The 12167-nt window shown below is 73.2% G+C and carries 9 protein-coding genes; 3 read left to right on the forward strand and 6 right to left on the reverse strand.

The genetic code is table 11. The annotated features are described in order from the left end of the window. Window positions 1–44: 44 nt before the first annotated feature. From HWD93_RS12890 to HWD93_RS12905, 4 genes are all read right to left on the reverse strand, one after another. Window positions 45–3020 carry an SMC family ATPase gene (locus tag HWD93_RS12890; RefSeq protein ID WP_261647018.1) on the reverse strand — a complete coding sequence of 992 codons (2976 nt, stop codon included), beginning with the start codon at window positions 3018–3020 and terminating at the stop codon, window positions 45–47. Next, window positions 3020–4183, reverse strand: coding sequence for an exonuclease SbcCD subunit D (locus HWD93_RS12895; protein ID WP_261647019.1), 1164 nt, complete (start codon window positions 4181–4183; stop codon window positions 3020–3022). The genes HWD93_RS12890 and HWD93_RS12895 overlap by 1 nt, the downstream gene beginning before the upstream one ends. A 61-nt stretch (window positions 4184–4244) precedes the next feature. After that, the gene (locus HWD93_RS12900; protein ID WP_261647020.1) at window positions 4245–5426 is read right to left on the reverse strand and encodes a S24/S26 family peptidase; all 1182 of its coding nucleotides are present in this window, start codon (window positions 5424–5426) and stop codon (window positions 4245–4247) included. A gap of 117 nt (window positions 5427–5543) precedes the next feature. Beyond that, a complete protein-coding gene (locus tag HWD93_RS12905; protein ID WP_070416983.1) occupies window positions 5544–6143 on the reverse strand; it encodes a hypothetical protein in 600 nt (199 codons plus the stop codon). Between the two features lie 236 nt (window positions 6144–6379). Here HWD93_RS12905 and HWD93_RS12910 point away from each other — a divergent pair, with 236 nt between their 5' ends. Then, entirely contained in the window at window positions 6380–6946 is a 567-nt protein-coding gene (locus HWD93_RS12910; RefSeq protein WP_261647021.1) for a MarR family winged helix-turn-helix transcriptional regulator, read from the forward strand. Between the two features lie 36 nt (window positions 6947–6982). Further along, window positions 6983–7492, forward strand: a complete 510-nt coding sequence (locus HWD93_RS12915; RefSeq protein WP_261647022.1) for a DinB family protein — start codon at window positions 6983–6985, stop codon at window positions 7490–7492. A gap of 127 nt (window positions 7493–7619) precedes the next feature. Here HWD93_RS12915 and HWD93_RS12920 read toward each other — a convergent pair whose 3' ends face one another. Together HWD93_RS12920 and HWD93_RS12925 are read right to left on the reverse strand one after the other, a co-directional pair. Further along, entirely contained in the window at window positions 7620–9710 is a 2091-nt protein-coding gene (locus HWD93_RS12920) for a DEAD/DEAH box helicase (RefSeq protein WP_261647023.1), read from the reverse strand. Window positions 9711–9979: 269 nt separating this feature from the next. Continuing rightward, entirely contained in the window at window positions 9980–10834 is an 855-nt protein-coding gene (locus HWD93_RS12925) for a PPK2 family polyphosphate kinase (RefSeq protein ID WP_261647024.1), read from the reverse strand. Window positions 10835–10974: 140 nt separating this feature from the next. On the opposite strand from HWD93_RS12925, the gene HWD93_RS12930 reads away from it, so the two are divergent. Continuing rightward, window positions 10975–12150 carry an alpha/beta hydrolase gene (locus HWD93_RS12930; protein WP_261647025.1) on the forward strand — a complete coding sequence of 392 codons (1176 nt, stop codon included), beginning with the start codon at window positions 10975–10977 and terminating at the stop codon, window positions 12148–12150. The last annotated feature ends 17 nt before the right edge of the window (window positions 12151–12167 follow it).

Below are 12167 nucleotides of genomic sequence, written 5' to 3' on the forward strand. Positions count from 1 at the left end.
GCGGGGGCGAGCGCGGGGGCGGGGCGGGCGCGGGCGCGGGCGCGTCAGACCGTGGTCGTCACCCGGGATCCGCCGTCGGACGTGCGCCGCACGGCGATGCGCTCCGGGATCCGCTGCTTGAGCTCCTCGACGTGACTGACGATCCCGACCTGACGGCCGCCCGCGGTCAGGCGCGACAACTGCCCGATCACGTCGTCGAGCGTCTCGGGGTCGAGCGTGCCGAACCCCTCGTCGACGAACAGCGTGCCGAGGGAGACCCCGCCCGCCTCGGCCTGGACGACGTCGGCGAGACCGAGCGCGAGGCACAGCGACACCGTGAAGGTCTCGCCGCCGGACAGGCTGCGGGGGTCGCGCACGGTGTCGGTCGTCTGGTCGTGCACGGCGAGTGCGAGGCCCGTGCGCCGTGCGCGTGAGCCGGACTCCCGCTCGTCGGAGGTCTCCAGCGTGAACCGGCCCGCGAGCATCGCCCGCAACCGGTCGTTCGCCGCGGCGACGACGTCCTCGAACCGGCGCATGAGCACGTAGGTGCCGAGGGTGATCCCGGTGGGGTTGGCTGCTGCGACCCCTGCCGCGACGTCGGCGAGCCGCACCACGGCCCGGCTGCGCGCAGAGGTGTCGTCGCGGGCACGGACCGCGGCGTCCAGCTCGGCTGCGCACCGTTCGGACGCGACGGCCTGGTCGACCGCCGACGTGGCCGCGCGGACGGCTGCTTCGGCCGCGGCTGCGGTGGCGTCCCGTGCTGCGCGGGCTCCGTCGAGGTCGAGTGCTGCCGGGTCGTCGTCGGCCGCAGCGACGACCGCCGGTTCGGCGAGTCCCGCATCGACGACCGCGCGAGCCTGGTCGGCACGGGCGACCTCGGCCCGGAGTGCTTCGGCGTCCGCTGGGTCGAGGACCCCGGCGCGGGCGGAGGCGACGTCGTCGAACCCCTGCTCGGCGAGGACCCGCTCCACCTCGGCCGCACGTTCGCGGACGTCTGCTGCTGCCGAGTCCGCGCGGCTGTCGGCCTGGAGCACCGCGTCGAGTCGACCGACGAGCGCGTCGAGCGACTCGACCCCCTGGCGCAGGGTCTCCGGCGCAGCGTCGAGGTGTTCGGCCACGCGTTCGATGGCGGCCGACACCGCCGACTCGTCCTGCTCGAGGCGCTCGGCATCGGCTGCTGCTGCTCCGGCGAGGACGGCGCGTTCGGCGTCGACCTCGTTCCGCTGCCGTTCGAGGGTGCGCGTTCCCTCGTCGTGTGCGGCCCGCTGTTGTTCGAGGACGCGCACGCGGACGGCCGCGTCGTGCGCCGCCGTGACGGCTGCGTCGGCAGCAGCCGCGAGGGCGTCGACGGTGTCGTCGTCGACGTCACCGAGGACCTGCACGAGCCGGGTGAGTTCGGCCCGTTCGAGTGCGAGGGCCGTCGCGGCGTCGCCGAGGGCTCGCTCGGCACGCCGGGCACGTTCGGCCGCGGCCTCGATCGCCTCGGTCGTGGGGTGGTCGTCCTGCGGTGTCGCGACGACCGGGTGCTCCGTCGCCCCGCACACCGGGCACGGGTCGCCCGGCAGGAGTGCGGCGCCGAGCTCTCCGGCGAGTCCGGCGATGCGGCGCTCCCGCAACTGCTGTTCGACCCGGACGAGCTCGTGGGCGGTGGCGCGGGCGGCCATGACGGTCTGCTCGGCACCCTGCACGCGCCGCTCGGACGCGGCTCGGGCGACGAGGTCGGCCCGGAGTGCACGGACACGCTCGACCTCGAGCCGCGCGGCCTCGGACCCGGCGGCCAGCGTGGCGGCGGCCCGGGCATCCTCGACGATGCGGGCGCGTTCGGCGGGGCGGGCATCGAGCGCGGTGTCGAGGTCGGCGAGGCGTTCGGTGAGCAGGGTTCCGCGAGCGACGGCATCGGTGATCGCCTGATGCCTGCCGGGGAGCGCCCGTTCGAGGTCGATGCGGTGCCGGACCGCGGCGAGGCACTCGGTCACGGCGGTCCGCTGGTGGGCGAGGGCGTCTCGGTCGGTCGTCACGCCGTACTGCGCGCGGAGGGCGTCCGCCGCCGCGGCGGCGTGGTCGGAGCGGGCGCGTGCGGCGTCGAGTCCATCGGCGACGACCGCGACGCGGGCAGCGCGTTCGCCCGACGCCAGGCGCACGCGGGCTGCGGCGACCCCGTCGGCACCCGCGTCGAGTTCCGCACGACGTGCGACGAGGACGGCGCGGCGGTCGAGTGCGGCTGCACGAGCAGTGACCGACTGCTCGTGCGCCGCCGCAGAAGCGGCCGCGTGCGACGCGGTGGCGCGAGCGGACTCGGCAGCGTCGGCGGTCGCTCGGAGTGCCGCGACGGTCGCGGGGACGTCGGACTCGTCCGGCTCGTCGACACCCGCGGCCTGGGCGAACCGGTTCAGGGCGTCGCGGACCCGGGCGTCGGCGCCCTCGACCTCGGCCAGGACGGCGCGACGGCGGACAGCGAGTTCGTCGGCCGTCCGGTCGTAGACCTGCGTGCCGAACAACGACTGCAGCAGCTTGCGGCGGTCTTCGCCGGGAGACCGCAGGAACCGGGCGAACTCGCCCTGGGGCAGGACGACGGTCTGCAGGAACTGCGCCTTGTCGAGGCCGATGATCCGGGCGATCTCGACCGCGACCTCGGGGATGCGCGAGGACATCGGCTCACCGGCCACGTCGGCCGGCCCGGCGAGGCGGAACAACTGCGCGGAGGCCTGCTGCTTCACGGTGCCGGTCCCCCGCTGCTTCGGGCGCTGGTACTGCGGCGTGCGTCGGACGCGGTACACACCGGCACCGGTCTCGAACACGAGCTCGACGAAGGGCTCGACCGCGGGGTCGGCGTGCTGGCTGTGCAACCGGTCGTCGCTCGCGTCGGCACCGGCCAGTCCGCCGTACAGGGCGAAGACCACGGCGTCGATGATCGTCGACTTGCCGGAACCCGTCGGCCCTTCGAGCAGGAACACCCCGGAGGCGGCGAGCGCGGCGAAGTCGATCGACACGAGGTCCGGGTAGGGGCCGATCGCGCGGAGTTCGAGCCGGTGCAGGTACATCAGCGGTCCCCCTCACGCTGGAGGGCCAGGGCGGCCGCTTCGTACGCCTCGGTCAGGATCGCGCGGTCGTCGTCGTCCAGCGCGGTGCCGGTGGCGAACGACACGAAATCGGCTGCCACCTCGACCGGGTCGGACGTCGCCGTGACCGCGCGGGCGGCGGCACGCTCGGCGCGGTCGGCCGGCTCGTGCGTGATGGCGAGGGCGTGGGGGAAGTGGTCCTTCACCCGGGCGTACATCCGTTCCGGGTGGACGGTGTCCGTCACGGCGACGCGGACCCAGGCGTCCGCCGCCGACCGGTGCGCCCCGGACTCGATCTCGTCGATCGTGGCCCGGACGTCGACGAGCCGCCGCGGCACGGGCGCCGGCACGAGCTCGGCCGTCACCTGCCCCGTTCCGTCGACGTCGACGACCGTGACGGACTTCTGCTGGTGCCGCTCGCCGAACGAGAACGCGAGCGGCGAGCCCGCGTACCGCACGCGGTCGCCGTCCCCCACGCGCTGCGGCCCGTGCAGGTGCCCGAGCGCGACGTAGTCGATGCCGTCGAACACGGCACGCGCCACCCGGTCGACACCGCCGACGCGGATGTCCTGCTCGCTGTCGCTCGGTTCGGTCCCGCCGACGAACGCGTGGGCCACGACGACGCTGCGCGTACCGGGTCGCTGGGCGAGATCGGCGCGGACGCGGTCCATCGCCGCACCGACGACGGCCTGGTGCGAGCGGGCGAGCGGCTCGTCGGGCACCGCCGCGAGGGCGTACCGGGTGAGGTCGGGGTGCAGGTACGGGATGCCGTACACCGCGACGGGCCCGTGGGCGTCGTCGACGAGGACCGGGGTGGCGATGCCTGCGGGTTCGGCGAGGATCCGCACCCGCGGGTCCATCACGCCGGCACCGAAGCCGAGTCGTGCGGCGGAGTCGTGGTTGCCCGGGGTGATGACGACCGTGGCCGTCTCGGCCAGCCGTTCGAGCACCCGGGACAGCATCCGGACGGCGTCGACCGGCGGGATGGCACGGTCGTAGACGTCCCCGGCGACGACGACGAGGTCGACCCCACGCGCCCGTGCCTGGTCGACGAGCCAGTCGAGGAAGGCCGCCTGGTGCTCGAGCAGGTCGGCACCCAGCAGTGTGCGGCCGAGGTGCCAGTCGCCGGTGTGCAGGATGCGCATGCGGTCACGGTAGCGCCGGCCGGGGACATCGCCGAGTGCCCCGCGGCGACCTGTGGAGAACTCAGGCGCAACTGAGGTTGGTACCGATGAGGGCCGTCTGGATCCGGGCGGTCGCGGTGCTCGTCGACGTCCAGTTCCCGAGGTAGTTCACGCGGACGGTGACGGTGTACACCTGGCCGAGGTTGAGGAGACCGGAGCCGACGACGCGCACGGGTGAGGTCGACTGGGTGGCGAGTGCGGTCGTCCCGTTCATCACCGAGAACGAGGTCGCGGCCGGCCCACCGTAGGTGAAGCCGATGTTCACGGAGCCGTCGCCGTTCGGCGTGCAGGCGAGCGCGGTGGCCTGCGGGACGGTGAGAGCGCCGAACGAGGTGGACGTGACGGTGGTCCGCGACCACGGTCCGGCGACGGCCTCCGCCGGCAGGAGGAACCCGGCTCCGCCCGCGAGCACGAGGACGGCGGCCGCACCGCCGAGACGGCGGAGCCGACGCGCTCGGCGGTCCGCGCGACGGCGGGTACGGCGGCTCACGACGGCGGTGGGGGCGGTGGTCGGGGCCGTGGCGACGCGCGGGGCGGGGTCGACCCGCGCCTCCTGGCCGTCACCGGCACGGACGCCGCTGTCACCAACGCCGTCCGGTCCGCCACCCGCGTCGCGCGACGCATCGTCCTCCGACGAGCGCCCCGCCGGACCGACCAACCGCCGCAGCGATCCGTCGATCGTGCAGAGCGCGAGCACCGCGACCAGACCGAGCGCCAGCATCCCGACCTTGCCCCACTCCCCCGCGCGGAGCCAGACGATCGGCGCACCGACGAACGGGACCCGCAGGAACGCGACACCGTGCACGGCCGAGGGTTCGACGGGCGTGGAGTCCTGCCGGGGGTTGGCATCGCCCTTCGTGACGATCGTGCCGCGCGGACCGTCCTCGACGTAGCGGTGCATGCGGAGGTGCCCGGGCTGGTCCGGGTCGTCGACGAGCAGGACCTTGCCCATCCGGACGTCACCGGCCGACACCGGGCGGGAGACCACGACGTCGCCGGGGGTGAGCCGCGGCTCCATCGATCCGGTCATCACCGTCGTCGGCTGCCAGCCGATGACGGCGGGAGCAGCCGCCCAGAGCGCGAGCCCGAGCAGGGTCGCGACGACGCCGCGGGCGAGCGTGGCCACGACGACGCGCCCCCAGTCGACGGCGTCACGGAGCACGTCGTGCGGCGTGGGACCGCCGTGCACTTCGATGCTGACCATGACTGCCTTCGACCGGGGGCGCGTTGTCGGACGGTGACGGACGGGCCCGCATCGGGCTCGGTCCCGGACGTCACGCGGTGGACACGGGAGCGTCGATCACGCTCCCGTGTCGCCGGCTCAGCTGTTCTGGGCCTCCCAGGTGAAGCCGAGGGCCGCGGTGCCGCCCTGCACGGTGTTCGGTGCGGTGCTCGAGACGGTGTAGGTGAAGCGGTAGACACGCGACTCCGAGCCGCTGCCGGTCGGGGCCCAGCTGCCGACACCCGTGGCGAAGTTGGTCGAGGCCGTACCGAAGCCCGCGACGGTGCCGCTGTAGAGCGTGCCGTTGGTCGACGCCGCGGTGAAGCCGGTGCAGGAGCCGAAGCCGCCGCCCGTGCCCTGCTCGACGGTGAGGTTGATGTTCGACGCGAGGGCGTTCGTCGTGGCCGCGTTCGTGCCGTAGAGCTTCACGGTCGAGGGCAGCGTGCCGGTCGAGGTGACCGTGATGCAGTTCGCGCCGGTCGAGCCGGGCTTGAGGCCGGTCGCGTTGAACAGCGCGGTGTTGTTGTCGTCGTCGGTGAGGGCGACGCTGCCGGCCGTCCAGTTGCTGGTCGGGTTGACCGTGGTGGCCGAGAAGGCCGAGTAGGACGCGGTCGAGACGACGACACCCGAGGCCACGAGAGCGGCGGGGATGGCGATCCAGGCGGCGAGACGCGCAGCGCGCGGGGTGACACGGGACATGACGGAGCTCCTGATCCAAAGGGGCGCCGGGGTTCCGCGGTGGTTGGTCGCGACGGCGCCGTGGTTGCTACGACGATCAAGCTACTTGAGCGCCGTGTGGCTCACAAGGGAAGCTACACCCCCACAGTTGGGGGTACTTCAATCGGTGAGATACTTGTTCAATGAGCAGCACGACGGCATACCCGTGCCGTCCCGCCGATCGCGCAGGCGATCACCCTCCCGAGAAGAGCCGCCCGATGACGGACACCACCACCGCGCTCGCGCGACCCCTCGACGCCGCGCAGCTCCCCCCTGCCCCCGTGTCGCCGACCGTCAGCATCCCCGAGGTCGACCCGGACGGCGACGTCGCGAAGCTGATGACGGCGTTCCGCGTCCTGCAGATGCAGCACGCGCGCGTCCTGCACCACGAGAGCTCCACCCGCGGGCTGAACGCCACGGACGCCCGGTTCGTGTTCTTCCTCGCGTCCGCCGACGGCGAGGGCATCACCCCGAAGCAGGCCGGCGAGTACCTCGAGCTCTCCACGGGTGCCATGACGAGCCTGATCGACCGGCTCGAGAAGCGCGGCCACATCGAGCGTCGTCCGAACCCCGACGACCGCCGCAGCATCCTCCTCCACCTCACCCCGTCCGGGTCCGAGGTGGCGCGCGAGATCGGCGCCGTCTACTCGTCGGCGTTCCGCGAGGTCATCGCCCCCGGCGACCGCGCCGGCCTCGCCGACGCCTTCGACCGGCTCGGCGCTGCGCTCGAACGCCACTCGCGATCGGTCTCCGTCGCGGGGACGATCGCCGGCCTGCAGCCGTGACGAACGGTGTCGGACACCGCGCGTAGCGTTGCCGGCATGACCCCCTCAGAACTCCTCATCGAAGCGTTCTCCCGCGTCCCCGCCACGGTCGAGCGCGCCGTCAGCGGGCTGTCGGAGGACCAGCTGGCCGCACGTCCGGCCGCCGGTGCGAACACCCTCGCCTGGCTCGCGTGGCACATCGCGCGCGGGCAGGACGCCCAGATCGCGGACCTCGCGGGCACCGAGCAGGTGTGGACGGCGGACGGCTGGGTGGAGCGGTTCGGACTGCCGTTCCCCGCCGAGGCGCTCGGCTACGGCATGTCGCGGGACGACGTCGGACGCGTCCGCGCCTCGGCAGCCCTGCTGGTCGACTACCTCCGCGCGGTGCACGACCGCACGGTCGCCTACGTCGGCACGCTCGAGCCGGCGGACTTCGACCCGGTGGTCGACGACGCGTGGGACCCGCCCGTCACGCGGGGCGCGCGGCTCGTCAGCATCCTCGACGACTGCACGCAGCACGCCGGGCAGGCCGGGTACGTGCGCGGGTTGCTCTTCTTCAACCGCTGACGCGGCGCATCGTGAGCAGGAAGGGTCGGGTCGGCGGCGGCGACCCGACTGTTCCTGCTCACCATGTGACGGACGGGAGGCGCGGTGCCAGCTGGCACCGCGCCTCCCGTCCTGTGTCGGCTCGCGACTACCGCGCGGCGAGCTCCGCGACGATCCCGTCACCGGGGGCGGCGTCGACGAGGTCCGCCTCGATCTCCGCGTGCTCGAGGATGCCCTCGATCTTGCGGCGACGGCTGCGCGGGACGATCGTGACGACGGTGCCCTCCTTGCCGGCACGACCCGTGCGGCCCGAGCGGTGCATGTACGCCTTGTAGTCGTCGGGCGCATCGGCCTGCACGACGAGCGACACGTCGTCCACGTGGATGCCACGGGCGGCGACGTCGGTCGCGACGAGCACGTTCACGCGGCCGCTCGTGAGGAGCTGCAGGTTGCGCTGCCGGCGCGACTGGTTCAGGTCGCCGTGGAGCGAGGTCGCGCGGATGCCGGCGTCCTCGAACTGGTCGGCGAGCCGCTCGGCGTAGGCGCGGGTGCGGGCGAACACGATGGTCTTGCCGGCGCCGGCGACGAGCTCCTCGAGGAGCTGGTCCTTCTGGCGCTGCTCGACCACGAGCACGCGGTGGTCGATCGTCGACGAGGCCTGGTCCTCACCGGCGACCTCGTGGACGGACGGCTCGTGCAGGAACTGCTCGACGAGGGACGCGACCTGGGCGTCGAGCGTCGCGCTGAACAGGAGCTTCTGGGCACGGTTGCCCTCGGGGGTGACCTCGGCCGTGGCGGAGAGGATCTCCTGCACCGGCTCGAGGAACCCGAGGTCGCACATGTGGTCGGCCTCGTCGAGCACGGAGATGACGACCTCACTGAGGTCGAGCGTCCCCTTGTTCATGAGGTCCTGCACGCGCCCCGGGGTGCCGACGATGATGTCGACGCCACGCTCGAGCGCACCGACCTGGCGGCCGTACGGGACACCGCCGTAGATCTGCGTCGTGAAGAGGCCCACCGAGCGGGCGATCGGCTGCACGGTGCGGTCGATCTGCAGGGCGAGCTCACGGGTCGGCGCGAGGATGAGCGCACGCGGGGCGCGGCCCATCTTGCGCTTCGTGCCGCCGCCGTTCTCCATGAGCTTCTCGACGAGCGGGGCGCCGAAGGCGATGGTCTTGCCGGAGCCCGTGCGGCCACGGCCGAGCACGTCCTTGCCCGCGATCACGTCGGGGATCGTCGCTGCCTGGATCGGGAACGGGCTCGTGGCGCCGAGTTCGGCCAGGGCGCGGGAGATGTTGCCGCCGATGCCGAGGTCGGCGAAGGTCACGCCCTCGACGTCGGCCGCGAGGGTCGCCTCGGCCTGGAGCTTCTCGAGCTTGACGTCGTCGGCGGGGACGAAGGGCTTGCGCTCGGTGTCGTCGCGGTCGAAGCGGCGCGGGGCGCGGTCGTCGCGGTCGAAGTGGCGCGGGGCGCGGTCGTCGCGGTCGAAGTTCCGGCGCGGACGGTCGTCGTTGTCACGACGGGGCGCACGATCGTCGCGGTCGAAGCGACGGGGAGCGCGGTCGTCGCGGTCGAACCGGCGGGGCGCACGGTCGTCGCGGTCGAACCGGCGCGGGGCGCGGTCGTCGTCACGACGGGGCGCACGATCGTCGCGGTCGAAGCGACGGGGGGCACGGTCGTCACGGTCGAACCGGCGCGGGGCGCGGTCGTCGTCACGGCGGGGCGCACGATCGTCGCGGTCGAACCGGCGGGGCGCGCGGTCGTCACGGTCGAACCGGCGCGGAGCGCGGTCGTCGTCACGACGGGGAGCGCGGTCGTCGCGGTCGAAGCGACGCGGGGCACGGTCGTCACGATCGAAGCGACGCGGGGCGCGGTCGTCACGGTCGAAGTTCCGGCGCGGACGGTCGTCGTTGTTGTCACGACGGGGCGCACGGTCGTCGCGGTCGAAGCGACGGGGAGCGCGGTCATCGCGGTCGAAGCGACGGCCACCACGGTCGTCACGCTGCGGGCGGCCCTGGCCACCGTCGCGCGGCTCCCAGTTCGGACGGCTCGGGCGCTCGCCCTGCGCCGCGCGACCGCGACGCTCCTCGGCGTCCCAGCGCTGCTTCTGCCGCGGAGCGGACGGGTCGGCGGCGCGGAAACCGCGGTGCTTGCTGCTGCGAGCGGCGGGGGTGCCGTTCGGGTGACGGACACGGTCGGAGGCGCGGTTGTCCGCGCCGCCCTTGTTGTACGGGGCCATGGCTACTTTCTCGGGGTGCAGACGTACCGCAGCGCCCGGCAGCGACATCGGCGGGGGCTTGCGTGCGGAGAGGGGGTTCTTCCCGTCGCGGATCGACGTGAATCCAGCCCTCGAGCAACACACACCCAAACGAAAACTCCGTGATCGCAATGTCACGGCGTCGAAGGCCGACCGAGTGAGTCTACGCGATCGGACCGTCGCTGGCCAGCCCACCGCCGGGCCGGGGCTGCGAGGCGGGGGCGATCCGTGCCTCCTGGACCGTTCGCGGGTCAGGACTCGGCGAGCCGCTGCCGTTGCTCGGCCACGTCGAAGTCCGCTGCGGGCCAGGTGAGCTGCATGTCCTCGAGCGTGCGGAGCAGGAGCTGCTGCACGGCGAGCCGGGCGTACCACTTGCGGTTCGCCGGGATGACGTACCAGGGGTTCGTCGCGGTCGAGGTGCGGTCGAACACCGTCTGGTACGCGTCCTGGTAGTCGTCCCAGAGCAGGCGCTCGTCGATGTCGCCGGGGTTGAACTTCCAGTGCTTGTCGGGTCGGTCGAGGCGCTCACCGAGTCGTTCGCGCTGCTCGTCCTTCGAGATGTGGAGCATGACCTTGACGAGGCTCGTACCCGACGCGGCGAGCTCGTCCTCGAAGTCGACGATGGCTCCGTAGCGGCGCTCGATCTCCTCCGGCGGGGCGAACGCGCGGACCTTCTGGATGAGGACGTCCTCGTAGTGGGAGCGGTCGAAGACGCCGAGCTGGCCGGCGCCCGGGAGCTGTCGCTCGATGCGCCAGAGGAAGTCGTGCTCGCGTTCCTCGGCGTTCGGCGCCTTGAACCCGGCGTAGTGCACGCCGTTCGGGTCCACCGCGCCGACGACGTGCGAGACGATCCCGCCCTTGCCCGCGGTGTCCATCGCCTGGAGCACGAGGAGCACGCGGCGCTGGTCACCGGCGGTCGAGGCGGCCCAGAGGCGCTCCTGCAGCGCGGACAGTCGGGAGGCCCCGGCGGCGAGCGCCTCGAGCCCGTCGATCTTCCGCCCCGGGAAGCCCGGGGTGCCGTCGAGGTCGACCCGGTCGAGGCGGAACCCCTCCTCGACGCGGAGCAGTGGTTCGGGGTCGGCGTTCCAGGCCTTGCGACGGCTCACGGGTCCTCCTGCGGGGTCGTCACCATCCTGGCACCGCCGGACGGGTTCGTCCGGCGGTGGTCCTCGGGGCGGAGGAGGGGACGGTCGGTTCCTCCCGTGGGTGGACGACGGTGCGCGGGGACCGGGTTACCGTTGATCCGATGAGGTCAGGCCGTCGCACGCTGCTCGCGCTCGTCGCCGCGGTCGTGGCGCTCGGCGCGGTTGCGTCGTGCAGCACGGACCCGGTCGGTGACGAGAACCGCACGGTGACCGCCGGACCCGTGATCTACCCGCTGTCGCTCCGGTACCACGGCATCGACGTCGTCGCCGACGTGCCGTACGGGTCGGACGCGCTGCAGCGGCTCGACGTGTGCCTGCCGGCGGACAGTGCACCGGACACCACGAGGACCCCGACGCCGACGCCGGGCGGGACGGCTTCCGCGACGGCGGACGAGGTCGGGGCCGACGCGGCCGGGGACGGGAGTGCGAGTGGTGCCGGGACTGCCGCGGCCGGCGTCGCCGCTGCGGGGGCCGGGGCAGCCGCCGACGGGAACGGTGCCGGTGCTGGTGCTGGTGCTGGTGCTGGTGCTGGTGCTGGTGCTGGCGACGCCGCCGTCGCCAAGGCGGCCAGCGGCACGCGTCCCGCCGTCCTGATGATCCACGGCGGGAGCTGGTCCCACGGCGACAAGGCCACCGCCGCGTACCGATCGGTGTGCAAGTACCTGGCCTCCGAGGGCTTCGTCACGTTCAACGTCGACTACCGGCTCGCCCCGACGGACCCGTTCCCGGCCGGGCTGGACGACGTCCGACGGGCACTCGACTGGGTGTTCCGTCCGACGACGCTGTCCACCTACGACGTCGACAGCAAGCGGGTCGGGGTGTTCGGGGGCAGCGCCGGGGGGAACCTCGCGGCGATGCTCGCCGTGACGGACCACGACTCGACCGCGTACGCCGAGGGCGACCGGATCCGGGCCGTCGTCGACCTGAGCGGCCCCACGAACCTGACGACCCGATCGACCGAGGCCGACGGCGTCTCCGCCGCGTTCCAGCGGAAGCAGTTGCTGTACCTCGGCTGCCGGACCTACTCGGACTGTCCGGCCGCGACCCGCGCATCGCCGGAGTACCACGTGACCTCGGACACGGCGCCGTTCTTCATCGGCCACTCCACCGACGAGTTCATCCCGCTGTGGGAGTCGCAGGAGTTCGCGGCGACGCTCCGACGGCATGACGTGCCGGTGACGTTCGTCGCGGTCGAGGGGTCGGCGCACTCCATCGCGCAGCTCGACGAGGCGATGAGCAAGCGCGTGGCGAGCTTCCTGCGGGAGCACCTGGACTGAGGCGCGGCCGGGGCCGC

Origin of the sequence: Curtobacterium sp. C2H10, assembly GCF_025407985.1 — a bacterium.
GTDB lineage: Bacteria > Actinomycetota > Actinomycetes > Actinomycetales > Microbacteriaceae > Curtobacterium.

Coding starts and splice junctions, on each gene's coding strand:
- HWD93_RS12915 (WP_261647022.1), top strand. CDS start 6,983: ATGACCCCCTCAGAACTCCTCATCGAAGCGTTCTCCCGCGTCCCCGCC.
- HWD93_RS12920 (WP_261647023.1), bottom strand. CDS start 9,710: ATGGCCCCGTACAACAAGGGCGGCGCGGACAACCGCGCCTCCGACCGT.
- HWD93_RS12895 (WP_261647019.1), bottom strand. CDS start 4,183: ATGCGCATCCTGCACACCGGCGACTGGCACCTCGGCCGCACACTGCTG.
- HWD93_RS12910 (WP_261647021.1), top strand. CDS start 6,380: ATGACGGACACCACCACCGCGCTCGCGCGACCCCTCGACGCCGCGCAG.
- HWD93_RS12890 (WP_261647018.1), bottom strand. CDS start 3,020: ATGTACCTGCACCGGCTCGAACTCCGCGCGATCGGCCCCTACCCGGAC.
- HWD93_RS12900 (WP_261647020.1), bottom strand. CDS start 5,426: ATGGTCAGCATCGAAGTGCACGGCGGTCCCACGCCGCACGACGTGCTC.
- HWD93_RS12930 (WP_261647025.1), top strand. CDS start 10,975: ATGAGGTCAGGCCGTCGCACGCTGCTCGCGCTCGTCGCCGCGGTCGTG.
- HWD93_RS12905 (WP_070416983.1), bottom strand. CDS start 6,143: ATGTCCCGTGTCACCCCGCGCGCTGCGCGTCTCGCCGCCTGGATCGCC.